Origin of the sequence: Devosia sp. (assembly GCF_039927955.1) — a bacterium.
Lineage (GTDB): Bacteria > Pseudomonadota > Alphaproteobacteria > Rhizobiales > Devosiaceae > Devosia.
Window position 1 is genome coordinate 1 of record NZ_JBDSUA010000066.1, and the last position, 22541, is coordinate 22541.

General features: G+C 62.7%; 21 protein-coding genes and 2 riboswitches. Of the genes, 6 read left to right on the forward strand and 15 right to left on the reverse strand.

Going from position 1 to position 22541, the window contains the following annotated elements:
• From ABIT12_RS15860 to ABIT12_RS15890, 7 genes are all read right to left on the reverse strand, one after another.
• A partial coding sequence (locus ABIT12_RS15860; protein ID WP_348041208.1) for an ABC transporter ATP-binding protein occupies positions 1-669 on the reverse strand: 669 nt, incomplete at its 3' end.
• Between the two features lie 14 nt (positions 670-683).
• On the reverse strand, positions 684-2594 hold the full coding sequence (locus ABIT12_RS15865; RefSeq protein ID WP_348041210.1) for a beta-L-arabinofuranosidase domain-containing protein: 1911 nt from the start codon (positions 2592-2594) through the stop codon (positions 684-686).
• Between the two features lie 26 nt (positions 2595-2620).
• The gene (locus ABIT12_RS15870) at positions 2621-3682 is read right to left on the reverse strand and encodes a LacI family DNA-binding transcriptional regulator (protein ID WP_348041212.1); all 1062 of its coding nucleotides are present in this window, start codon (positions 3680-3682) and stop codon (positions 2621-2623) included.
• Positions 3683-3697: 15 nt separating this feature from the next.
• Positions 3698-4597, reverse strand: a complete 900-nt coding sequence (locus tag ABIT12_RS15875) for a carbohydrate ABC transporter permease (protein ID WP_348041214.1) — start codon at positions 4595-4597, stop codon at positions 3698-3700.
• Positions 4594-5469 carry a sugar ABC transporter permease gene (locus tag ABIT12_RS15880; RefSeq protein ID WP_348041216.1) on the reverse strand — a complete coding sequence of 292 codons (876 nt, stop codon included), beginning with the start codon at positions 5467-5469 and terminating at the stop codon, positions 4594-4596. The genes ABIT12_RS15875 and ABIT12_RS15880 overlap by 4 nt, the downstream gene beginning before the upstream one ends.
• Positions 5470-5559: 90 nt before the next feature.
• Complete coding sequence (locus tag ABIT12_RS15885; RefSeq protein WP_348041218.1) at positions 5560-6813, reverse strand: sugar ABC transporter substrate-binding protein; 1254 nt, start codon at positions 6811-6813, stop codon at positions 5560-5562.
• A gap of 321 nt (positions 6814-7134) precedes the next feature.
• On the reverse strand, positions 7135-7416 hold the full coding sequence (locus ABIT12_RS15890) for a hypothetical protein (RefSeq protein ID WP_348041220.1): 282 nt from the start codon (positions 7414-7416) through the stop codon (positions 7135-7137).
• A 139-nt stretch (positions 7417-7555) separates the two neighbouring features.
• Between ABIT12_RS15890 and ABIT12_RS15895 the strand changes: the two genes are divergently transcribed.
• A complete protein-coding gene (locus tag ABIT12_RS15895) occupies positions 7556-8683 on the forward strand; it encodes an iron-containing alcohol dehydrogenase (RefSeq protein ID WP_348041222.1) in 1128 nt (375 codons plus the stop codon).
• A 10-nt stretch (positions 8684-8693) separates the two neighbouring features.
• Here the strand turns inward: ABIT12_RS15895 and hydA are convergent, their stop codons facing one another.
• The 7 genes from hydA to ABIT12_RS15930 are packed head-to-tail and all read right to left on the reverse strand — an operon-like array spanning position 8694 to position 16856.
• A complete protein-coding gene (gene hydA / locus ABIT12_RS15900) occupies positions 8694-10079 on the reverse strand; it encodes a dihydropyrimidinase (RefSeq protein ID WP_348041224.1) in 1386 nt (461 codons plus the stop codon).
• 14 nt (positions 10080-10093) lie between these two features.
• On the reverse strand, positions 10094-10831 hold the full coding sequence (locus tag ABIT12_RS15905) for an Asp/Glu/hydantoin racemase (protein WP_348041226.1): 738 nt from the start codon (positions 10829-10831) through the stop codon (positions 10094-10096).
• 17 nt (positions 10832-10848) lie between these two features.
• On the reverse strand, positions 10849-11838 hold the full coding sequence (locus tag ABIT12_RS15910) for an ABC transporter permease (RefSeq protein ID WP_348041228.1): 990 nt from the start codon (positions 11836-11838) through the stop codon (positions 10849-10851).
• Between the two features lies 1 nt (position 11839).
• Positions 11840-12697 carry an ABC transporter permease gene (locus ABIT12_RS15915; RefSeq protein ID WP_348041230.1) on the reverse strand — a complete coding sequence of 286 codons (858 nt, stop codon included), beginning with the start codon at positions 12695-12697 and terminating at the stop codon, positions 11840-11842.
• Complete coding sequence (locus ABIT12_RS15920) at positions 12694-14463, reverse strand: ABC transporter ATP-binding protein (protein WP_348041232.1); 1770 nt, start codon at positions 14461-14463, stop codon at positions 12694-12696. Before ABIT12_RS15920 ends, ABIT12_RS15915 begins: the two co-directional genes overlap by 4 nt.
• Positions 14456-15235 carry an N-acyl homoserine lactonase family protein gene (locus tag ABIT12_RS15925; protein ID WP_348041234.1) on the reverse strand — a complete coding sequence of 260 codons (780 nt, stop codon included), beginning with the start codon at positions 15233-15235 and terminating at the stop codon, positions 14456-14458. The genes ABIT12_RS15920 and ABIT12_RS15925 overlap by 8 nt, the downstream gene beginning before the upstream one ends.
• A gap of 58 nt (positions 15236-15293) precedes the next feature.
• Entirely contained in the window at positions 15294-16856 is a 1563-nt protein-coding gene (locus ABIT12_RS15930; protein WP_348041236.1) for an ABC transporter substrate-binding protein, read from the reverse strand.
• Between the two features lie 75 nt (positions 16857-16931).
• Positions 16932-17040, reverse strand: a riboswitch (guanidine-I (ykkC/yxkD leader).
• A 165-nt stretch (positions 17041-17205) separates the two neighbouring features.
• On the opposite strand from ABIT12_RS15930, the gene ABIT12_RS15935 reads away from it, so the two are divergent.
• Positions 17206-18111, forward strand: coding sequence for an MBL fold metallo-hydrolase (locus ABIT12_RS15935; RefSeq protein WP_348041238.1), 906 nt, complete (start codon positions 17206-17208; stop codon positions 18109-18111).
• Here the strand turns inward: ABIT12_RS15935 and ABIT12_RS15940 are convergent.
• Complete coding sequence (locus ABIT12_RS15940) at positions 18108-18461, reverse strand: DUF2200 domain-containing protein (RefSeq protein WP_348041240.1); 354 nt, start codon at positions 18459-18461, stop codon at positions 18108-18110. The genes ABIT12_RS15935 and ABIT12_RS15940 overlap by 4 nt on opposite strands.
• A 219-nt stretch (positions 18462-18680) precedes the next feature.
• A riboswitch (guanidine-I (ykkC/yxkD leader) is annotated at positions 18681-18788 on the forward strand.
• Positions 18789-18861: 73 nt separating this feature from the next.
• Between ABIT12_RS15940 and ABIT12_RS15945 the strand changes: the two genes are divergently transcribed.
• The 4 genes from ABIT12_RS15945 to ABIT12_RS15960 all read left to right on the forward strand — a co-directional run bounded on the left by ABIT12_RS15945 (position 18862) and on the right by ABIT12_RS15960 (position 22532).
• Entirely contained in the window at positions 18862-19935 is a 1074-nt protein-coding gene (locus ABIT12_RS15945; RefSeq protein ID WP_348041242.1) for a putative urea ABC transporter substrate-binding protein, read from the forward strand.
• Between the two features lie 184 nt (positions 19936-20119).
• Complete coding sequence (locus ABIT12_RS15950; protein ID WP_348041244.1) at positions 20120-20935, forward strand: ABC transporter permease subunit; 816 nt, start codon at positions 20120-20122, stop codon at positions 20933-20935.
• Positions 20935-21756 carry an ABC transporter ATP-binding protein gene (locus ABIT12_RS15955; RefSeq protein ID WP_348041246.1) on the forward strand — a complete coding sequence of 274 codons (822 nt, stop codon included), beginning with the start codon at positions 20935-20937 and terminating at the stop codon, positions 21754-21756. The genes ABIT12_RS15950 and ABIT12_RS15955 overlap by 1 nt, the downstream gene beginning before the upstream one ends.
• On the forward strand, positions 21753-22532 hold the full coding sequence (locus tag ABIT12_RS15960) for an urea amidolyase associated protein UAAP1 (RefSeq protein WP_348041248.1): 780 nt from the start codon (positions 21753-21755) through the stop codon (positions 22530-22532). The genes ABIT12_RS15955 and ABIT12_RS15960 overlap by 4 nt, the downstream gene beginning before the upstream one ends.
• The last annotated feature ends 9 nt before the right edge of the window (positions 22533-22541 follow it).

A 22541-nucleotide genomic window follows, 5' to 3' on the forward strand; every position in this document is an offset into this window, starting at 1 on the left:
GTTATAGAGCTCGAGCGGCGTGCCGATCTGCGAGATCGAGCCGTTCTCCATCACCACGATCTTGTCGGCCAGCGTCATCGCCTCGACCTGGTCGTGGGTGACGTAGATCATCGTCGTTTTCAGCGTCTGGTGCAGTGTCGCCAGCTCCAGCCGTATCTGCACGCGCAGCATGGCGTCGAGGTTGCTAAGTGGTTCATCGAACAGGAAAACTTCCGGGTCGCGCACCAGCGAGCGGCCGATGGCGACGCGCTGGCGCTGACCACCCGAAAGCTGCGCCGGCTTGCGATCCAGCAGATGATCGAGCTGCAGCATCCGCGCGACGTCATCGACGCGCTTGGCCGCCTCGGCCTTGGGGGCATGGGCGACCGAGAGGCTGAAGGCGATGTTTTGCCGGACGGTCAGGTGGGGATAAAGCGCATAGGACTGGAACACCATGGCGATGCGGCGCTTGGCGGGGTGGGTATCGGTGACGTCGACGCCGCCGATAAGGATTTTGCCTTCGGTCACCGCTTCAAGCCCGGCAATCATCCGCAGCAGGGTGGATTTTCCGCAGCCGGAGGGGCCGAGCAGGGCGCAAAATTCACCCTGCTCGACGCTGAGGTCGAGATGTTTGATGGCCTCGAAGGTGCCGAAGCGCTTGGTAACGTTGCGGATTTCAACATGCGGCATGGTCTTCTCCAAAATCACTGCTGCTCGTTGATCCACACCTGCATCCGGCTCGGGCCGCGATTGTTCCAGATGTAATAAGGGATGGCGGTCATGCTGGCAGGCTTTTCGGTGGGCGGCGCGGTGCGATACAGCGTGTCCCCGCCCCAGTCACCTTCGGTTAGCGCAATGGCGTTTGCCGTTAGCACTTTGATACCCCCGAGCAGCTCTTTTCGCTCCTCGACGTGAATCTCTGCGGTTCGCGGCAATTTCAGTTCGGAAACCAGCGCGCCGGGGTTGTCGGTCTGCTCGACGCAATACACCAGCGGACCACGGCTGAGGGCAACGCGACCGACGTCCATGCGCACTTTCGGATGGGCATAGAGCCGGCGGACCTGCATCGGCAGGTCCATGGTGACGCTGTCGCCCTTGGCCCAGGTGCGCTTGATGGCAAGATAGCCCTTGTCGGTATTGGTGGCGATATCGATCGCCGTTCCATTGACCGCGACCTTGGTCCCGTCGGCCCAGGCCGGGATGCGCAGCTTGAGGGTGAATTCGCTCGACTGTTCCGGGTCGATCGAAATGTCGACCTTGCCCGACCAGGGGAAGTCGCTCTTTTCGGTCAGGACGACCTTTTTGCCGCCAAGGTCGATGGTGGCACTGGTGCCGCCATAAAGGTGGACCGCGATCAGGTCCTTGCCGGTCGAATAGAAGTAGCCGCCGATCGAGGCCACCAGCCGCGACACATTCATCGTGCAGCACGGGCAATTGTGCCAGGCCCAGCGCTGGTGGGTGCCGTCGCTTTCCAGCTTGTTTTCGTAAAAGTAATGCGTTCCTTCCAGCGACAGGCCGGACAGGCCGCTGTTGAACAGGCCCAGCTCCAGCGCGTCGCCATACTTGCCGTCGAGATCAAGGTTCAGCATCCGCTGCGCCCAGAACACCATCGCCACGGTGGCGCAGGTTTCGGCATAGGCGGTGTCGTTGGGCAGGTCGTAATCGGTGGTGAAGCCCTCATTGTGCGCCGAGGGGCCAAAGCCCGCCGTGACGTACATGCGCTTGCTCATCACATCGTCCCACAGCAGTTCGCAGGCTTTCTTCAGCGCCGGATCGTTGATCTCGGCGGCGATGTCGGCCATGGCGGTGTAAAGATAGAACGCGCGCACGGCGTGGCCCACCACCTTGGTCTGCTCGCGCACCGGAATGTGCGCCTGGCTGTATTCGTAGGTGCCCGCCCAGTACTTCTTCGGATCATCGCCGCGGGCGATGGCTTCTTCATCGAAGTAATGCGGCTGGGCGCCACGCTGGTTGATGAAATACACCACCAGGTCGAGGTGCTTTTGCGCCTTGGTGACATAGTAGAGCTTGACCAGCGCCAGCTCGATTTCCTCGTGGCCGGGATAGCCGCGCTTCTGCCCCGGACCGGTGCCGAAGGTTGCCGCGATGTGATCGACATACTTTTCCATCACATCGAGCAGCTTGCGCTTGCCGGTCGCCTGGAAATAGGCAATGGCGCCTTCGAGCAGGTGCCCGGCGTTATAGAGCTCGTGATTGTCGCGCAGGTTGGTCCAGCGCTTGTCGATCTCGCGGCCGATATACCAGGTGTTCAGATACCCGTCCGGCAACTGCACCTTGGCATAGAGATCGGTGATCTCATCGATCTGGGCTTCGATGCGCTCATTCTTGCCATGGCCCAGGGCATAGCTGGCCGCTTCGATCCACTTGCCGATATCGCTGTCCCAGAAAATCTGGGTGGTGAAACCATCGTTCCTGCGGGCGATGCGCAGCGGCGGTGGCGGCTGGGTGCATTCCAGCGATTCGATCATGCCCATTTCAACCAGCTTGGCATGCTGGCTCTCGATGGTGCGGTTCAAAACCGTATCGAGGCGCTCGCGCCAGAAGTCGCCTTGCATCCGGACATTGGTGAAGTTGACTGGTGAATAATTGCGCATGGTCGTTTCCTCGGTGTTCTTCTTGTTCAGGTGGCGCTGGTGGCGCCGCAGGATTGGCGGACCGCGAGCGAGCAGGGCAGGCGGGTGATGCCGGTAAAGGTTTCGCCGCGGATCATTGCCATCAGCCGAACCCCGGCTTCCTTGCCCATGCCGCGTAAATTCATATCGACGGAGGTGAGCGCCGGCCGCGTGGCCATGGTCATCACGTCCCAGTTGTCGAAGCCGACCACGGCGACGTCGCCAGGCACAGCGATGCGGCGCTCTCGCAGGGCGTCGATGACCCCACGGGCGATCTGGTCATTGCCGCAGAACACCGCATCGGGCCGCTCGCCGCCATGGTCGAACAACTGCGCCACGGCGTCATGGCCCCAGGTTTCCAGCCATGGCCCGTTGAGCAGCATGTGATAGTTGTCGATGCCCGATTGCTGCAGCGCTTGCAGATATCCCGTCTGCCGCAGAACCACGGCTTCGAACCGATCCGGCCCGGTGACATGGGCAATGCGCTTGCGGCCCAGCCGCGCCAGATGCAGCACGCCGTCGCGGGCGCCCTGTTGATCATCGGGCAACAGGCACGCAGCCATGGGATCGTGCGATTGCGCATAAACGAACAGCGTCGGCACGCCCAGATGGGTCATGTCGGCGGTGGGGCGTCGGTCGGCCCGGCGAGAGGTGAACACCAGCCCATCGACCCGCTTGCCCAGCAATTGCTCGATATGCAGCCGTTCGCGCTCCGGATCGTCGGTGGCGTTGCACATGAATACCGAAATGCCTTCGCCAGCGAGATACCCCTCCAGCCCTTCCATGATCGGCATGGTAAAGCGGCCAAAGCTGTCGCTTGAAATCATGCCCACGGTCAGGCTCTTGCCGCGATGCAGCGCCTGCGCCAGATCGTTGGGACGAAAGCCCAGCCGGGCCGCGGTTTCGCGCACCAGCACGCGGGTTTCCTCGCGCAGGCGCCCCTGATCGTTGAGCGCCTTGGACACGGTGCCAATGCTGACTCCAGCCGCCTTGGCAACGTCGTGGATCGTCGGCGCACCGCTGCCAAAGGCACCAGTCTTACCGGGGGGTCTGGATGGGGGCGGGTTCACCTGTTCACCTGCATGCTATTTGACCGCGCCGCTCAGGAAGCCGGAGACGTAATAGCGCTGCAGCAACAGATAGATCAAAACGCAGGGCAGGATCGACAGCAGCACGCCGGCCTGCAGGGTGCTCCAATCCACCGCGCCCAGCCGGCCGGTGCGCACCGATACCAGCATGATTGGCACGGTGAAGGTAGTCTCCTTGTTCATGAAGATCAGCGCGGCAATGAACTCGTTCCACGAGGTGATGAAGGCGAAGAGCGCCACCGTCACCATGCCGGGCACCACCAGCGGCAGGAAAATCCGGCGCAGCACGGTGAACGAGTTGCAGCCATCGATGACTGCGGCTTCTTCGAGTTCGCGCGGCACGCCTTCAAAGGCGTTGCGCATCAGATAAACGCTGAACGGCAACTGGATCACGGTATGCACGATCGCCAGGCCGAAATGGTTGTTGGCAAGGCCGATCTTGGCAAACATCAGATAAAGCGGCACCAGCAGCGCCTGGAACGGGATCATCATGGTCGCCAGCAGCAGCAGGAACCACAATTCCTTGAACGGGATTTTGAACCGCGCCAGCCCGTAGCCGGCAGGAACCGCCAGCACCAGGCAGAACACGATGGTCAGCGTCGCGGTAAACAGGCTGTTCCAGACATAGCTCGGCAGGCCGGCCTGGAAATTATAGACCTGGATATAGCCATTGGCGCTGAGTTGCTGGGGCAGATAGCCGGGCGGCACCTGCGCCGCATCGGCCTTGGTCTTGATCGAAGCGAGGAACGACAGCACCAGCGGCGAAATCATCAGCGCCACGACGAACAGGCAGATGGCGCCGATCAGATAGCCGATCGAGCGTTTTTCGCCGGCAATGCGGCCCTGGTCGGCGACCGCGACCGCGACCGGGGCGTTGGCAGCTTGCAACAGGGTCATGATGGGCTCCTCGGGCGGGTCATCCAGATCTGCACGGCAGCACCGATCAAAATGATTACCGCCAGGATCAGCGACAGCGCGGCGCCATAACCCAGTTTGAAATAGACAAAGGCGTTCTGGTAAATCCAGTACACCGAGGTGAAGGTCTGGCCGCGCGGCCCGCCGCCGGTCAGGATGTAAAATTGGTCGAAGGCCAGCATCGAGCCGATGGCCGAGATCAGGGTCGCCAGCACGATGGTGCGCCAACTCAACGGCAGGATGATTCGGGTGACGCGCTGCCAATAGCTGGCGCCATCGATCATCGCCGCTTCATTGACCTCATGGCTGATCGAATTGATCGCCGCCACAAACAGGATCATGCCAAAGCCGACCACTTTCCAGATCACCGAGATGATGGCGGCCCAATAGCCGGTATCGGCCTTGGTGAACCAGGCCATCGGCTTGGCGATGACGTGCAGGTCCATCAGGATGCGATTGAGCGGACCGACCTGCTGATCGAACAGCCAGACCCAGAGCAGCGACGAACTGCCCAGCCCGATCACCACCGGCAGGAACACGATCGTGCGCGCCAGTTTCGGCAGCGGCCGGTTCGGGACCACGAGCAGCGCCAGCGCGAAGCCCAGAATGATCAGGATCGGAGTGATCCACAGCGTATATTTGAGGGTAAAGCCCAGCGCCTGCCAAAAGGCCTTGTCGCTGAAGGCTTTGGCGTAATTGTCCCAACCGACAAACTTGCCGCCGCCCAGCAGCGACGCATCGGTGAGCGAAATCCAGATCAACTGGCTCAGCGGATAAAACACGAAGACGGCGACGAACAGCAGCGCCGGAACAACGTAGAGAAAGCCGACATAGGTCTTGCTGGCCGGGTTCATGATCCAGTCCTCGAAATAACATTCGTCCGCGTTGGACGGCAGAGGAGCTTGCGGCGACGGGAGAGCCGCCGCAAGCAGGGGGAGGGCGGATTATTGGTTGGCGATGGCCTTCATGGCGTCCTTCGCGGTGGCGATTGCCCCGTCAACGTCGCCATCGAACACGGCTGCCTGCAGCATCTGGATCCAGGGGCTGGAGTCGGAATTGACCATGTCGTTGAAGTGCAGCGCATAAGGCGTCTGGCCGATCCCGACGGCCTTGGCCGTGGTGATGTAGCGCGGCTCGGCCTGGAAGTACTTGTTGTCAGCCAGATCGGTGCGCGAGGGCAGGATGTTATGCGCGGCAAGACCTTCGAGCTGGGCCTCGTCGGTCAGCTGCCACAGGATGAACTGCTTGGCGATATCAGGGTGCTTCGAACCGGTCGGGATGGCGATCACGTCGCCGCCGACGAAGGACGAGGCCTGGCCTTCATTGATGCCCGGCAGCGGCGCAATGCCGAAGTCGATTTCAGGGTGATCGGTCTTCAGCGCCGCCACGGCAAAGCCGCCCGAGCCCACCATGCCGATCTTGCCGGTTTCGAAAGTGGCGATGAAGTTGGCGCCAGTGTCGGCTTCGGCGCTTTCGGGAATGACGCCAGCGGCCCACATGTCATGGAGCATGGTCAGCACTTCCTTGACGCCGGGGCCTTCCAGCGGTTCGTCGCCGGGGCCGGTGGGCAGCACATGCGCACCCGAAGCCCACATCATCGGCGCCTGGGTGAAGATATTGCAGCCCGGGCAGGAGCCGGAGAAGTAGTAGCCGAAGGTATCGTCGCCAATGGCGTGGATCTTGGTGGCATAATCCTGCAACTGCGCCAGCGTGGTCGGTGGCTTTTCCGGATCGAGACCCGCGGCCTTGAACAGCCCCTTGTTGTAGAGCAGGATCGACACGTCCGGCGTAAAGCCGGTGCCGTACTTCTTGCCGTCATAGGTTGCCAGATCCTGGAACGCCTTGGCGACCTTGGCCTGGTTCGGATCGGCGGCGAGGTCCGCCGTCAGATCGGTCAGGAAACCGGCCTTCATGAAATCGGGCATGAAGATCAGATCGAACGACAACACGTCGGGCACGTCATTGGCCTGCACGCCGGTGGCCAGCTTGGTGACCATCTGGTTGTCTGGAATAACGGTGATTTCGATCTTGTCGTCATGCTTGGCATTCCAGCCATCGACCAGCACCTGAGCGGCATTGGCGCCGCTGGCGCGCACCCACATGCTGAGGTTTTCGGCATGGGCCGCCGTGCTCATCAAGGCCAGCGTGGCCACTGTCAGTGTCGACAGGCCAAAGCGCTGCCATTTCGAGAATGTCATTCATTCCTCCCTTGCTCAGGCAGCGATCATTCGCGGCGCTGAAAAATCTCCCGAAAAGCTTTTCCTGGGCGTTTTGCCCTTTGAGAAAAGGTTTTCCTGATCTTGATCGCACCAAACTTTGCGGCTGGCAAGAGGGGAAATGGCGCACGGAAAGTTAGCAATAAGTCGATGTGGAAAATTCGGTTCGGGACGCTAGGGAGGCGGCATTGCTGTCACGCAGAGTGGCGATACCCGGTAACCGCCCGTTGGCCGGGCAAACCTGCTGGCCGGCGGCCAGCAGGTGAAAAGTGCGGTTAAGCGTCCGTCTTTTGTCAGCGATGGCTAGGCGGCGTTTTGAGGAAACAGCGCCCGGCGGGTTTCATCGTCCAGCTCGGACTTGAACGCGTGCTGCGCCTTGAGCGCCAGCGCTGCCTGCACCGCCGGGTCGAACACATGGGCGGAATTGACGAAGTCATTGAACCGCTCCAGCAGGGGATCCGGTTCGGGTTGCAGCGCTGCCGCATGCGGGGTTGGCACCATGCCGCGGCCCGACGCTGCTGGTATGAACAGCGGATCGCTCAGCAAATGGCGCAGGCGCGTCAGCCGCGCCGACAGGCTAGCCATGCCATAGGACCAAAGTCAGCGCCTCCGCCGATGTCGCCCGGCCTGCCGGCTGCCCGGCAGAACTTTTTGTCAGCATTGATCCGTCGCTGCTACACATGGTCGACACCGAATCCGCCGCGCGCCTTCACTGAGGTCACCCATGAGCCTTATCACCTATCTTACCACCATCGAGTTCGGCGCCGGCGTGCTGCAGACGCTGCCCCAGCATCTGCAGAGCCTGGGCATCACCCGGCCGCTGCTGGTCAGCGACCACGGGCTGGCGCGCACTGGCGTGGTCGACCGGGTGCGGGCGCTTTGCCCTGCGGGCACACCGGTGTTTCTCGATGTCCCGTCCAACCCCACCGAGGAGGCTGTAGTTGCGGCTGCCGCCATGTTTGCGGCCGAGGGCTGTGACGGGGTCGTGGCGCTTGGGGGTGGTTCCCCGATCGATCTGGCCAAGGGCGTCGCCCTGCTCGCCAGCCATCCCGGCCCGCTTGAGCAATATGCAATGATCCTGGGCGGATTGGACCGCATCTCGGCCAGCGTTGCGCCGGTCATTGCCATCCCGACCACGGCAGGCACCGGTGCCGAGGTGGGCCGCGCGGCGCTGCTGACACTGCCGGATGGACGCAAGCTGGGCTTTATCAGCCCGCATCTGATCCCCCGCAGGGCAATCTGCGACCCCGAACTCACCCTGGGCCTGCCGCCCAGCCTGACGGCGGCGACCGGGCTCGATGCCTTCTCGCACTGTATCGAGACGCTGTTCTCGCCCCGCTACAATCCTCCGGCGGAAGCCATTGCGCTCGATGGCGCCGGCCGCATCTGGCGCGCCATCGAACGGGCGGTGACCCATGGCGCAGACATCGAGGCGCGCACGGAAATGATGATGGGTTCGCTGCAGGGCGGCCTGACCTTCCAGAAGGGGCTGGGTGCGGTGCATTCGCTGTCCCACGCGCTGGGCGGCCTTAAAGCGGTGTCGCTGCATCACGGCACGCTCAACGCCATCCTCATGCCTGAAGTGCTGGAGTTCAATGCCAGCGCCGCGCCGCAAAAGCTGGCGCTGCTGGCCAAAGCGCTGGACCTGCCGGCCGGCAGCAATGTGCCAGAGCAGTTGCGAGCGCTCAATCAGCGCCTGCAAATGCCGCCCGGCTTGCGAACGCTGGGCGTCACCGAGGACATGCTGGACGCCGTTATCGGCGGTGCGCTGGCCGACCACAGCCACGCCACCAACCCCATACCAATGTCGGCGGCAGACTACCGGGCCGTTTTGCTAAAAACCATGGTCTGAGGGTGTGCCGCTAAGCAGGGCGTCGCAACTCTACGCCTGAACTGCCCGGCGTCACCACCCCATCCACCATCACCGTCTCGCCGCGCAGGATGGTGCGGACCGGCCAGCCGGTGACCTTCAAGCCCTCATAGGGGGTGTAGTCGCAGCCATCCTGCAGCAGCGCATGGGTGATGGTGACCTCGCGGCGCGGGTCCCACACCACGAGATCGGCATCGCTGCCTACCGCGATAGTGCCCTTTTGCGGATAGAGACCATAACGCTTGGCGTGGTTGGTTGAGGTGAGGGCGACGAAGCGGTTGAGGTCGATGCGGCCTTTGGCGACACCTTCCGAGAACAGGATCGGCATCCGCGTCGCAATCCCCGGAATGCCATTGGGCACGTAGCGAAAACTCTGTCTGCCCTTGGGCGCGGCTTTGCCGGCCTCGTCTTCGTAGCGATAGGGGCAGTGATCGGAGGAAAAGACCTCGAACACGCCCTGTTGCAGCCCCTCCCAACAGGCGGCCTGACTGTCGCTGTCGCGCGGTGGCGGGCTGCAGACATATTTGGCACCCTCCATGCCGGGGCGATCCATGTCCCTTTCGGTCAGCACCAGATATTGCGGGCAGGTCTCGCCGTGAATCTTCAATCCGCGCTGCTGGGCGCGGCGGATTTCCTCCATCGCCGCGCGGTTGGAGACGTGGACGATCATCGCCTCGGTATCGACGATCTCGGCAAAGCTGATGGCGCGGTGGGTTGCTTCGCGCTCGACCGGAATGGGGCGCGACGGGCCATGAAAGAACGGCGCAGTCTTGCCCTGCCGCTCCAGCCGTTCGGTGAGGAAACGGATGGCGTCATAGCCTTCGGCATGCACCATCACCAGTGCGCCATGCACGCGGGCGACATCGAGGACTTCCAGGATGTCCCGATCGGCGAGCTTGAGGTCGTCATAGGTCATGAAGATCTTGATCGAGGTATAGCCCTCGGCGATCAGCCCCGGCAGCTCCTGGCCAAGCACCTGCGGCGTCGGGTCGGTGACGATCAGGTGCAGCGCCACATCGGTATGGCACTTGCCCGCCGCCTTGGCCTGATACTCGGCAAGCGCCTCGCGCAAGGTCTGGCCCTTCTGCTGCAGGCAGAACGGCAGCACCGTAGTATTGCCGCCCACCACTGCCGAGCGCGTGCCGCTGGCAAAATCATCGGCCATGACGATGCCCGGCGCGCCGGCCTGATCAAGGTGGACGTGACTGTCGATGCCACCCGGCATCACCAAAAGCCCCGTGGCATCGATGATCTCGATCGCATCGCCGAGGTGATCGGCGAGTGCGACGATCCGCCTACCGAGGATGCCGATCTCGGCTTTGAATGTATCGCTGGCGGTGACCACCGTGCCGCCGCGAATGATTGTGTCATAGCTCATGTCCAGCGCTCCAATCAGTCCGCAAAGATACTGCCGAAACCCGTAATAGAAGAGGCCGAGCCGCCAGCCAGCTCAATGCCGGCGCGGGCGGCCATGGCGATCGAATCAAACACCGGGATGCCGTAACGCTGCTCCCAGCCCAGTGCCAGTTTGGCGGCCGCAAGGTTGGTGCAGAACGGCAGGATGACATCGGGCCGGTCGGCGGCCGCCCGCGACGCCATCTCGTCCAGTGCTGCATCGGCGACGGTGGCAAAAGCAAAGTTCTCGGAAATGCCGAGGCAGGGCGAAGTGCTGCACTCGAAGCCCTCGTCGGTGAAGGTTTCCAGGATGCGCGCCTGCACGTCGTCGGTATAGGGCGTGACGAAGGCGATGCGCTTAAACTGCTTCCTGCGCAGCAGATCCACCAGCGCCAGCGTCATGGTGGTGGTGGCAATGCCGGTGTGATCCTCAAGCGTCCGGCACAACTGGCGGTCAGCTTCGAGGCCACGCCAGCCGCCCGATGTGCCGTTCCAGACGATCGCCTGCGGCCGCATGTCGGCGAGGAGCGAGACGGCATCGAGCATCGGCGTGGCGTCGAACTGGGCGAGGCCCTTGGCGCCAATGGTGATCTCGGTGACGCGGATGCGGGCATAATGCGCCGTGATCTGCGGCGTGCCGGCAAGCAGCATCGCCGTCATTGGCTCAAGCGAGGTATTGGACGACGGGGTGATCATGCCGAGGCGCAGCCTTGCTGGCGCCGATGGGGTGGTCATGGACAATTCCTCAAGTGCTAGAGCCCGATGCGCGGATCGGCGAGCGACTGGCAGATTTCGATCAGGGCATTGACGACGATGTAGAACGCCCCGAACACCATCGAGACGCCAAGCACGGCGGGCAGGTCGGAGCTGGAAAAAGCCTGCACGGTGTAAAGCCCCAGCCCAGGCCAGGCGAAAATGCGCTCGACGATCAGCAGGTTGCCAAACAGCAGGCCTACTTGCAGCCCGATCATCGCCAGCGGCGCTGAGGCCGCATTGCGAAGGCCGTGGCGCAAGACGACGGTCGCCTCGCTCAACCCCTTGCCGCGCCCGGTGCGGATGTAGGACTGCTTCAGCACATCGTGCAGCGCGCCATTCAGGCTGCGGCTGACGGCGATGGCGATCGGCAACGCCAGCGCCAGGCCGGGCAAGATCAGGTGCGACAGCGCATTGAGGCTGACCTCGGGCTTGCCGACCAGGAAACCATCGATCAGGTTGAGACCGGTGGGGCCGGCAAAGCGCCTGATATCGAGCCGCCCCATGCCGGGCAGCCAGCCGAGCTTGAACCAGAACCCATAGACCAGCAGCAGCGCCGACAGGAAAATCGGGGTCGAACCTGCCGCCAGCACCAGCACGGGCACCGGGCCGGAGCGTGGCGAACTGTTCTGCAGGATCGCCAGCACTGCAGCGATGGCGACACCGAAGAGCATCGCGACCAGGCCCAGTTCGATCGAGGCCGGTGCATATTTGCGGATATCGGCGGCAACGGGCTGTCGGGTCCGGATCGAGGTGCCAAGATTGCCCTCGGCAAGATTGCCCAGAAAGCGGACATATTGCGTGCTCAGCGGATCGTTGAGGCCGAGTTTTTCACGCACCATCTCGACGGTTGCCAGCGGCGCGGTGGGGCCGGCCATGGCGCGCGCCGGATCGACCGGGATAATGCTTTGCAGGCAGAAGACGATGAAGCTCATCACCAGCAGCACGGCGACGAGACCGATCAGGCGTTTGCCCAGATAGCCCAGCATGTCAGGCCCCCCGGAGCGCGGCGCGGATGCCGTCGCCGGCCAGATTGGCGACGAAGCACATGAAAAAGATCACCGCCGCCGGCATGATCGGCAGCCACCAGTAAACCGTGAGGCTCTCCAGCGCCCGCGAGGACATGGCGCCGAGTTCGGGTGCGGGGGCCGGTTGGCCGAGGCCGAGAAACGACATCAGCGACATGGTCAGAATGATGTTGGCGACATCGAGCGTGGCGGCCACCAGTAGTGTCGGAATAGCGCCCGGCAGCAGGTAGCGCAGGATCAGCCGCATTCCGCCAACGCCAGAGACGCGGGCCGCCTCGACATGCGGGCGGGTATTGAGCCGGCGGATTTCATCACGGCAGATTCGCGCATACCAGGGCCACCAGAAGATGGTGATGGCGATCATGGTATTGAGCAGGCCCGGCCCCAGCGCCGCCACGACGGCGAGGGCGATCAGCGTCGAGGGCAGGACCAGGAACAGCTCGACAAAGCGCAGGATCAACGTATCGACCCAGCCGCCGACCGCGCCGGCAACCAGTCCGAGGAATCCGCCAAATAACAGCGTCACGGCAATGACGCCGATGCCCGGCAGCCAGGTGTATTGCACCCCCAGTAACACCCGCGAAAACAGGTCGCGGCCAATCTCGTCGGTGCCGAAGAAATGCTCCAGGGTCGGCGGCAGGTAGGAATCTGCGACCCGCAGCATCGGATCGTACGGCGTCAGCCAATTGGCGAAGATCGCCACCAGCGTGATCAGCAGCACGCCGACAATGCCGGCGGTTTCGAGCCAACCGACCTGGCCAAAGAAGTGTCCCCAGTTGCGGGAGCGCCGCGTTCGCGCGGCTTGGGCCGGGGCGTTCATGGCCGGGCACCGGCGTGCAGGGTCGGCATCGCGGCGATCAGCGTGCGGGTGTAATCGGCCTTGGGCGAAGCGATCAGGGCATCCGGATCGCCGTCCTCCACCATTTCGCCATGCTGCAATACGGCGATCCGATCAGCGATAATCCGGGCCGCCGCCAGATCGTGGGTGACGAACAACATCGCCATGCCGAGGCGACGGCGCAGATCGCCCAGCAGGTTCAGCGTGGTGGCGGCCAGCGATACGTCCATGGCGCTGATCGGCTCGTCGCAGAGCAACAGTTTGGGCGGCACCACCACGGCGCGGGCGACGACGGCGCGCTGGCATTGGCCACCGGAGAGTTCTGCGGGCAGGGCGTCGATCAGGACCGGATCGAGCCCGACCAGTTGCAGCGCCTCGACCACGCGGGCGCGGCGGGCGTCGCGCTTCAGCCCTTCGGGCCGCAGCCGTTCGCTGATCTGCTCGCCGATGCTGAGCCAGGGCGTCAGCGCCGATACCGCATCCTGAAACACCACCTGCGGCGGCACCTTGTCGACGCGCGATACATCACCGCTATCGGGTGTCAGCAGACCTGCGGCGATGCGCAGGATCGTCGATTTGCCGGAGCCGCTCTCGCCCACCAGCGCCACGCATTCGCCCTGCTTGATGACGAGGTTCACCGATTTGAGCACCGGACGCGGCTGCCGTCCGCCCCACAGGGTGCGCGCGCCGGTGGGGAAGCTCTTGCTGACGTTGAACAGTTCGAGCGCCACGGCACTTTTCTGGATTTCGGTGTTCATCCAAGGCGCGGCCTCGGCAGCGCGGGTCAGCTGCGGGGTCGCCTCGGGATGCAGGCAGGCGGCCAGACCCGCATGCTCGGGAACAGCACGCAGCGGCGGGCGCACCGTCAGGCAATCTGCCTGCGCCAGCGTGCAGCGCGGCGCATAGGCACAGGCGCTCGCGGCATCGGCGAGGCGCTGGCGCTCCAGCGGTAATGTCGGCAGCGGCCGCAGCCGGTCAGAGGTGAAATCGAAGCGGGCGGAAAGCAGCCCGGCGGAATAGGGATGCGCCGGATTGGCGATGACATCGCGCACGCCGCCGATCTCGGCGACACGCCCCGCATAAAGCACCAGCACCCGGTCAGCCAGCGAAGCCGCAACGCTGAGGTCATGGGTGACGAACAGGATCGCCGTCTGCTGCTCACGGGCCAGATCGCGCAGCAGGTCAAGAATCTGCGCCTGAATGGTCACGTCGAGTGCAGTGGTCGGCTCGTCGGCAATCAGCAGCTTGGGCGCCGCCATCATCGACATGGCAATCAGCACGCGCTGGCGCTGGCCTCCAGACAAGCGATGGGGGAACGCATCGGCGATCCGCTCTGGATCGGGCAGGCCGGTGCGGCCCAGCCATTCGATGATCGTCGCATCATCAGCGCCACAGGATTCCCGCATCTGCCGGCGAATGGTCATCGTCGGGTTGAGTGCCCCCATCGGGTCCTGCGATACGGCGCGGACCAGATGTCGGCGCGCCGAGCGCAGCGCTCGCTCGCCGGCGCCGACGATTTCGGTGCCCGCCAGCCTGATCGAGCCGGTAACCTGCGGCGTGCTCTCGCGCGGCAATAGTCCCTGCAGTGCCAGCCCGATGGTGGATTTGCCCGAGCCGCTTTCGCCCACCAGGGCGATAATCTCGCCCGGCGAGGCGGAAAACGAGATGCCGTCGAGCACCTTGTTGGCATGACCGTCGCGGCTCAGTACCACGCTCAGATCGGCAATGGTCAGGACCGGCTCAGTCATAATAGTCAGGCGCCAGCTTGATCTGCTGGATCAGTTCGGGGTCATGGGTAAGGAACAGCATCGCCTGCTTTTCGGCGACCACCGCATTGATGCGGCGGATCGAGGCCAGGGCTTCGGTCTGGTCGGTCATGCCGCCCGGCAGAATTTCGTCGGTGAAATTGATCATCAGGTCGCCGACATCGGCCGCCAGCACGCAGGGCCCGGTGTTGGGCAATTCGATCACCAGCGACTGGTGTCCCGGCGAATGCCCGGGGGTGGCGATGATGTTCAGCCCCGGCATCACCTCAGCATCACCGTCAATGAGGTGCCAATCAAGGCCCGGCAATGCGTAGTCGGACGGAAAGAAATAGGACGGTGCCTTCCCCGACAGCACAAAGTCCCACTCGCGTTGCGCCACGATAAATTTGGCGTGCGGCATGTGCTTGATATGGCCGGTATGGTCGGCATGCAGATGCGACAGGATGACCGTCGCAATATCGGCAAAGCCGATGCCGATCTCGTTGAGCTGCCGCTCCAGTTCGTGATGTGGTTTGACCACCGGCTGTGGGTCCCAGCCGGTCGACAGATACAGGGCGTCCAATTTGTCGCGGTCGCGCAGGTTGGCTTCATCGAGGCCGGTATCGAACAACACCCAGCCCTGATCGGTATCAAGCAGGTAGGCGCTGATCGGCACCGAGATGATAAAGCGCGCGCCGATATTGTAGGTTGAAACCGTCTTTGGAATGATCTCGAAGCCGCAGAGCAGCACGAAGAGTCGCTTGACGCTGGTCATTGGGAAATCCCGAACTTGCAGGGGGTGCGGCGCCGGGCAGGCCGGCGCCGCAGACGGGTCACTCGGCCCAGCGCACGGTGGCAAAATCGATATTACCCGGCGGAACGGTCGGCCGCAGGCCAAGATCGGTCAGGCCCTCGGCATGCACGACGACGTCGTTGACGTCGACCAGCGGCACGAACTGACCAGCGTCAAAATACATCTGCCCGGCTTTTTCATAGAGCGCATTGCGCGCCGTAACGTCGGTGAGAAGGCCTGCCTGATCCACGATGGCATCGGCTTCGGGCAGCGTACGGCCGAAGAAATTCAGCGGCGCGTCCTTGGTGTAGAACACCTTGGCCTGGTTTTCCGGATGGGCCGCATCCGGGCTTGAACGCGAGAGCAGGAAATCGGGCGCCTTGGGATCGTCTTTCAACGAATAGGCGCCGCCAGACGGCAGCACGATAACGCTGGCATCGACCCCGATCTTGGCCATCTGCGCGATGATCAGTTCAGCCACGCGCTGATAACTCTGCTCCTCGTTCTGCATGCCGATGACGATCTTGAGCGGGCCATGCTTGGCAATGACCGCCTTGGCCGCCTCGAAATCTGTCGGGTAGGTCACCGGATGCACCGGGTCGAGCATGGTGTTCATATACAGCGACTTGGATACCGCGGCGTAATCACCAAAGGCGTCCTTGACCCAGAGCGCCGGGTTGATCGCGGTCAGCAGCGCGGTGCGCAGGTCGGCATCGTCCATCGGCGAGCCGGCTTTGGCAAACAACTCGAACTGCGCCATGCTGGGGATGGCAGTAATTTCAAGGCCCGGCGGCAGGCTGGCAAGCTGCGCGAACGGATAATTGTTGGGCACCGCGTCGATTTCACCAGCCTGCAACTGCAGGATCTGCTGGCCGATATCGGGCACCACCGAGATCTGCACTTCGTCAAAGAACGGCTTGGCGCCCCAGTAGTCGGCATTGCGCTCGAGCACATAGCGCTCGCCGCGCGCGAACTCGCCCAGCTTGAACGGGCCGGTGCCATCAGCGTGCTCGTTGAGCCAGGTGGTGGCGAAGTCGCCGCCATCATGCTCCTTCAGCGCCGCCGGGCTGACCACCTTTGGCCCCCAGGGGCTGGAAAAACCGTCCAGCAGCGATGGCTGCGGGTGGCCCAGGGTGAGCACCACGGTCAGCTCGTCCGGCGCCTTCATCTCGGTGACGTTGCCGAGGAAGTAGCCGAGGATGAGATTGTGGTCGCGCCGACGCTCAAACGAATTGATCACTGCGGCAGCGTTCAGCGGCGTGCCATCGTGAAACTTGACCCCGTCGACCAGGTGAAAGGTGTAGGTCAGGCCATCGCTGGAGATTTCCCAGCTCTTGGCCAGCAGGCCGACGATTCTGGTCGAGCCGGGTTCGTATTCGACCAGGCCCTCATAGACATTGTTGATGGCGCTGAGTGCCCCCACTTCGAAGGCGTTATCGGGGTCGAACGAGCCGATATCCGCCACATAGGGGATGTGCAGCACTTCCTGCGCAAAGGCAGAGCCGGTGCCGAGCAGCAATGCAGCGGCGAGGCCGGCGACGATAAGCCCGCGATGCGGCCGTCTGATAGTAGTTCCAGTCGGATTGAAAACGTTGGAGTTCATGGTGCTGTCCCTTGCGCGATAATTCTCAAAGGGATCGGACGAAGACCATCCCTCAGCCAATCCCTGGCCAACGAGGTCTCCCGGGCTTTTGTCCCGCCGTGTGTCCGGAAGGATGTCTCCCCTTGCCGGTGGTAGCTCTCGGACCAGACATGCCACCGGCACCGGAACCCTAGCCCCAAACTCGAATTCAATATTGCAAGCGGCGTGCCAGAAAAATATCGTTGTGAATCAAGGATGCGACGCGCGGGGGTTGCTAATGTTGTATGCAGTTGCCAGTATGAAGCCTACCTATTAGGCACAATACGTGGCAGGACACTATCTGTGCACCGCGCCATTCTGGGAGCTTATGATGACCTTTGACCTTGCTGCCACGATGCGCATCGTGCGCCCCTATCCCAATATCATCGGCTTCTATGACGGGCGTATTCCCGGCGTGCGGGCGCACTCGCCAGCCCCTAACTGGCTGGATGACGGCGCCTTCACGCTGGGCTGCTGTTCCTATGCCATCGTCGAGGGCGACGAGGCGCTGGTCTATGACACGCACATGTCGATCCCCCATGCTCTGGTGGTGCGCCGCACTTTGGAGCAGCAGGGCATTCGCAGGATGCGGGTGATCCTGAGCCACTGGCATACCGATCACGTTGCCGGCAATGAAGTGTTTGCCGATTGCGAAATCATCGCCAACCCGCTGACCCAGCAGGCCCTGATCGACAATCGGGAATGGCTCGAGAACAACGATCCGCCGATCAAGCCGCTGATCATGCCGACGACCATCCTGCCGGGAGAAACCGAGCTGCGCGTTGGTAATACTGTCGTCGAAGTGCGCTTCCTCGACATTCACAGCCACGATGGCGCCGTGCTGCTGCTGCCGCAAACCGGGGTGCTGCTTGCCGGCGATACATTGGAGGATACCGTCACCTATGTGACGCAAGCCGAGCGGCTGTCGATCCATCTGCGGGATTTGGCGCGGATGCAGTCCTGGGACTTTACCCACATCCTGCCCAATCACGGCTCATACGAAATGATCGCCGCCGGCGGCTATGGCCGGGCGTTCATCACGGCGACCCAGCTCTATGTCGACAAATTGCAGCAGCTCAAGGCCCATCCGGAACTGGCCGCATTGTCGCTCCGTGACTTTGCCGCAGAAGCGCTGGCCACTGGCGGTATCGAGTACTTCGATGCCTATGAACCAGTACACCGGCACAACGTCGAGGCGGTACTGGCGCTGCAGCGTTCGGCCAGCATCGGCGCCTAAGCCCGCAGGATTTTGGCCATCGCCTTGCCCTTGGCGAGTTCGTCGACGAGTTTGTCGAGATAGCGGATTTCGCGCATCGTCGGCTCTTCAATATTCTCAACGCGAATGCCGCACACGACCCCGGTGATCAGCGATCGTGCCGGGTTCAGGTGTGGGGCTTGCGCGAAGAAGTCTTCAAAATTGGTCTGCTTCGCCAACTCCTGTTCCAGGCTTGCTTCGCTATGGCCCGTCAGCCAGCGGATGATCTCATCGACCTCGGCTCTCGTGCGTCCCTTGCGCTCCGCCTTGGCGACATAAAGCGGATACACACTGGCGACGCTGACGGAATAAATGCGGTGATTTCTGTCCATGCGTGCCTCCGTCCAGCGGAATTGTTCGGCAAACGATAGCTGAGTTCTAGAACATGTCGATTGCAGACTACGCATCGCGCCCGCCAAACCTGCTGCCTAAACTTTGGACAATGGGCTGCTCTCCGCCCAGATTTTGTCCATGCTGTTCTCCCGCCCATGGTTCAAGTCTTTGATTTGCATAGCCTTTGAGTCTGGCATGGTGCTTGCTTGGTTGTATGCAGAGTATGGAGCTAGGGTTCCGGCGCTAGATAGCGCGTCTGGTCCGAGAGCTACCACCGGCCGGGAGACATCCGGCCGGACGCACGGCGGGACAAAAGCCCGGGAGACCTCGATAGCCAAGGGATTGGCGCGATGGTTTCTGCACGATCCCTTTTTGTGAATGACGCAAAGGGGAATTGAGATGAAGTTCATAACCAAAATCACCGCAATTGCTGCGCTGTCCTTGGCGCTGGCGACCAGCACCGCCACGCTCGCTTTCGCCGCCGCCAAAACCGATTTCAAGGTTGCCTGGTCGATCTATGTCGGTTGGATGCCCTGGGGCTATGCCGCCGATAGCGGTATCGTCAAGAAATGGGCCGACAAATACGGCATCACCATCGAGGTCACCCAGTTCAACGACTATGTGGAGTCGATGAACCAGTACACCGCCGGCGCCTATGATGCGGTGACGTTGACCAATATGGATGGCCTGTCGATCCCGGCCGCCGGTGGCGTTGATACCACCGCGGTGATCATCGGCGACTTTTCCAACGGCAATGACGCCGTGATCCTCAAGGACAAGAAGACCCTTGCCGATATCAAGGGCCAATCGGTCAATCTGGTGGAATATTCGGTGTCCGATTATCTGCTCAACCGGGCGCTGGAAAGCATCGGTTCGAGCGAAAAGGATGTGAAGGTCGTCAACACCTCCGATCCCGATATGGTCGGCGCCTTCCAGACCGCCGATGTTACCGCCATGGTCACCTGGAACCCGATGGTGTCCGAAATCGCGGCGCTGCCCAACGCCACCAAGGTATTCGACAGCACCCAGATCCCTGGCGAGATCATCGACATGATGGTGGCCAATACCGAGACGCTCAAGGACAACCCGAGCTTCGGCAAGGCGCTGGCCGGCATCTGGTATGATACCATGGCGGTGATGACCGCCGACACCGATGAAGGCAAAGCCGCTCGTACCGCCATGGGCGTGGCATCAGGCACCGATCTGGCCGGTTTTGAATCCCAGCTGGCCTCGACCAAGCTGTTCGACAAACCCGCCGATGCTGTCGCCTTCACCACCTCGCCCGACCTTTCCGCCACCATGGACAAGGTTCGCACCTTCCTGTTCGACAAGGGCCTGCTGGGCAGCGGCGCGGCTTCTGCCGATGTCATCGGCATCGAACTGCCCGACGGCACGGTGCTGGGCGACAAGGCCAATGTGAAGCTGCGGTTCAGCAGCCAATACATGGACATGGCGGCCAAGGGCGGGCTGTAGGCAGCATCGCGGCTCCCAACCCCTCACCCGTCTCGGCCTGCGGCCGATCCTCCCTCTCCCTCAAGGGGCGAGGGAGGATCAGTACCTAGCCCAGTTACGGAGCCTCCTTCTCCCCTTGAGGGAGAAGGTGCCCGAAGGGCGGATGAGGGGTCGCTTTCTTTTCACGAACAGTCCGAGCAAAACCATGCGCTGGATCAACACCAAACCCAATCGACCGCTGCAGATCGCGCTGATGCTGAGCCCGTTCGTGCTGCTGGTCATCGCCTATGGGCTCGGCTCGGCGGCGCGGCTGGCCGATAACCCGACCGACAAGCTGCTGCCGGCGCTGGGCACGCTGGTCGATGCGGTCAACCGCATGGCGTTTATTCCAGACCAGCGTTCGGGCGATCTGCTGCTGTGGTCCGATACCTCGGCGAGTCTGACGCGGCTGTTCACCGCGCTGGCGATTTCCACCGCCATTGCGCTGGTGATCGGCATGCTCGTCGGCATGTTGCCCTATGCCCGTTCGCTGCTGGCGCCGGTGATCGCCACGATTTCCATGGTGCCGCCGCTGGCGCTGCTGCCGATCCTGTTTATCGTGCTGGGCCTGGGGGAAACCGCCAAGATCACGCTCATCGTCATCGGTGTTGCCCCCGCGATGATCCGCGATCTGGCGCTCAAGGTGCTGGAACTGCCCAGGGAGCAGATCACCAAGGCTGAAACGCTGGGCGGCTCCTCCTGGCAGATCGCGCTGCGCGTCGTGCTGCCCCAAGTGCTACCGCGCCTGATCACCTGCCTTCGGCTGCAACTGGGCCCGGCCTGGCTGTTCCTCATCGCTGCCGAAGCCATCTCCTCCGATAGCGGCCTGGGCTATCGCATCTTCCTCGTCCGCCGCTATCTGTCGATGGACGTGATCTTCCCCTATGTAGCCTGGATCACGCTGCTCGCCGTACTCACCAATTTCGCGCTGGATCGCCTGCGCATCGCCGTCTTCCCATGGTCCAACCTGGAGGCGCGCTGATGAGCACCATCGTCTTCGACAAGGTCTGGAAAGAATACGGAGACCAGATCGTGCTTGAGAAAATCTCGCTGACCATCGCCTCGCGCGCCTTTGTCGCTTTGGTCGGCCCGTCCGGTTGCGGCAAGACCACATTCCTTAAAATGCTGCTGGGCGAAGAAGCCCCCACGCAGGGCACCATCACCATGGACGGCGTGCCATTGGTCGCCGAGCCTGGTCCTGATCGTGGCGTGGTGTTCCAGCGCTATTCGGTATTTCCGCACCTGACCGTGCTGGGCAATGTGCTGCTCGGCAAGGAATTTCACAGTCCCGTCGCGGCGCGCCTGTTCGGCGCCGCTCGCCGCAATGCGGTCGAGGAGGCCATGGCACTGATTGCCGAGGTCGGCCTGTCTGGCTCAGAGAAGAAGTACCCGGCCCAGTTATCCGGCGGCATGCAGCAGCGGCTGGCCCTGGCGCAGGCGCTGATCATGAAGCCCAAGGTTCTCCTCCTCGATGAGCCTTTCGGCGCACTCGATCCGGGTATTCGCGCCGAAATCCATGTGCTGATGAAGCGGCTGTGGCACGAGACCCAACTCACGGTGGTGATGGTCACTCACGACATGCGCGAGGCCTTTACGCTGGGCACCCGCGTCATTGCCTTCGAGCGGCCGCGCGACCGTCCCGAGGAGCGCGAGCGCTATGGCGCGTTGCTCAGCCGCGACATCGATATCTGGCCGCCGCGCATTGCCGGCGAGCCTTCAATCTATACGCCCGACCGGGACGACCCGGTCATGCCCTTGGGTTTCAGCCAGGACGACCCGGCGCCACAAGGAGACAATCCATGAGCCGCACCCCCGACCAGATCGCCGCCGACCGCGCGCGCTATGAGGAACACCAGCGCAAAGGCCTGCAGAACGCGCCCAAGGCGCTGCCGGGCGCCAGCGCCGTTCCCGCAGCGCCCATCACAGATCCGATCCATAGCGAAACCATCCCCGGCGGCTGGTATTGGTCGACCATTCTCAAGGCGGGCGACACCATCCGCATCGCGCAGGATCATGGCCCCTCCGCCGTGTCGATGATCGCCTGGAGCCTTGCCGATACGTCCGAACGTCTCAATCTGCCCGACACCGTCAAGGTGCAATGGACCACCGCCATCGCCAAGGGCCGGGTGCTGTTCAGCGATATGGGCCGGGTGCTGTTTTCGGTGACCGAGGCGGCATCCACCGCCCATGATGGGTTGGTTGGCGGCTCCACCGCCGCCACCCATCCCGGTCAGCGCAATACCCGCGACAACTTCATCCTTGTCGCTGGCAAGCTCGGGCTCGATCGCCGCGATATCCCCTCGGCCATGACCTTCTTTGCCCCGCTGCGCGTCGATGCGGACGGCAATTTCGTCTGGCGGGAAGACCTGCGCGTTGCCGGCGACTATGTCGACCTGCGCGCCGAAATGGACCTGATCATTGCCCTGTCCAACTGCCCGCATCCGCTCGATCCGAAGCCAGTGACCAACCCGGTCACGGTCACCCGCTTCCGCCTGCCGGTTGCCGCCGATGACCTGTGTCGCACCGCCACCGCCGAAGCGGTGCGCGGCTTTGAAAACAACGCCACCCAACTGGCTTGAGGGGACAGC

What these genes read in the sequence shown, in the direction of transcription:
- ABIT12_RS15905 (WP_348041226.1), bottom strand. Translation starts at nt 10,831, where the DNA reads ATGACCACCCCATCGGCGCCAGCAAGGCTGCGCCTCGGCATGATCACC.
- ABIT12_RS15935 (WP_348041238.1), top strand. Translation starts at nt 17,206, where the DNA reads ATGACCTTTGACCTTGCTGCCACGATGCGCATCGTGCGCCCCTATCCC.
- ABIT12_RS15895 (WP_348041222.1), top strand. Translation starts at nt 7,556, where the DNA reads ATGAGCCTTATCACCTATCTTACCACCATCGAGTTCGGCGCCGGCGTG.
- ABIT12_RS15885 (WP_348041218.1), bottom strand. Translation starts at nt 6,813, where the DNA reads ATGACATTCTCGAAATGGCAGCGCTTTGGCCTGTCGACACTGACAGTG.
- ABIT12_RS15925 (WP_348041234.1), bottom strand. Translation starts at nt 15,235, where the DNA reads ATGACCAGCGTCAAGCGACTCTTCGTGCTGCTCTGCGGCTTCGAGATC.
- ABIT12_RS15960 (WP_348041248.1), top strand. Translation starts at nt 21,753, where the DNA reads ATGAGCCGCACCCCCGACCAGATCGCCGCCGACCGCGCGCGCTATGAG.
- ABIT12_RS15940 (WP_348041240.1), bottom strand. Translation starts at nt 18,461, where the DNA reads ATGGACAGAAATCACCGCATTTATTCCGTCAGCGTCGCCAGTGTGTAT.
- ABIT12_RS15910 (WP_348041228.1), bottom strand. Translation starts at nt 11,838, where the DNA reads ATGCTGGGCTATCTGGGCAAACGCCTGATCGGTCTCGTCGCCGTGCTG.
- ABIT12_RS15950 (WP_348041244.1), top strand. Translation starts at nt 20,120, where the DNA reads ATGCGCTGGATCAACACCAAACCCAATCGACCGCTGCAGATCGCGCTG.
- ABIT12_RS15930 (WP_348041236.1), bottom strand. Translation starts at nt 16,856, where the DNA reads ATGAACTCCAACGTTTTCAATCCGACTGGAACTACTATCAGACGGCCG.
- ABIT12_RS15945 (WP_348041242.1), top strand. Translation starts at nt 18,862, where the DNA reads ATGAAGTTCATAACCAAAATCACCGCAATTGCTGCGCTGTCCTTGGCG.
- hydA (WP_348041224.1), bottom strand. Translation starts at nt 10,079, where the DNA reads ATGAGCTATGACACAATCATTCGCGGCGGCACGGTGGTCACCGCCAGC.
- ABIT12_RS15880 (WP_348041216.1), bottom strand. Translation starts at nt 5,469, where the DNA reads ATGAACCCGGCCAGCAAGACCTATGTCGGCTTTCTCTACGTTGTTCCG.
- ABIT12_RS15875 (WP_348041214.1), bottom strand. Translation starts at nt 4,597, where the DNA reads ATGACCCTGTTGCAAGCTGCCAACGCCCCGGTCGCGGTCGCGGTCGCC.
- ABIT12_RS15865 (WP_348041210.1), bottom strand. Translation starts at nt 2,594, where the DNA reads ATGCGCAATTATTCACCAGTCAACTTCACCAATGTCCGGATGCAAGGC.
- ABIT12_RS15920 (WP_348041232.1), bottom strand. Translation starts at nt 14,463, where the DNA reads ATGACTGAGCCGGTCCTGACCATTGCCGATCTGAGCGTGGTACTGAGC.
- ABIT12_RS15890 (WP_348041220.1), bottom strand. Translation starts at nt 7,416, where the DNA reads ATGGCTAGCCTGTCGGCGCGGCTGACGCGCCTGCGCCATTTGCTGAGC.
- ABIT12_RS15955 (WP_348041246.1), top strand. Translation starts at nt 20,935, where the DNA reads ATGAGCACCATCGTCTTCGACAAGGTCTGGAAAGAATACGGAGACCAG.
- ABIT12_RS15915 (WP_348041230.1), bottom strand. Translation starts at nt 12,697, where the DNA reads ATGAACGCCCCGGCCCAAGCCGCGCGAACGCGGCGCTCCCGCAACTGG.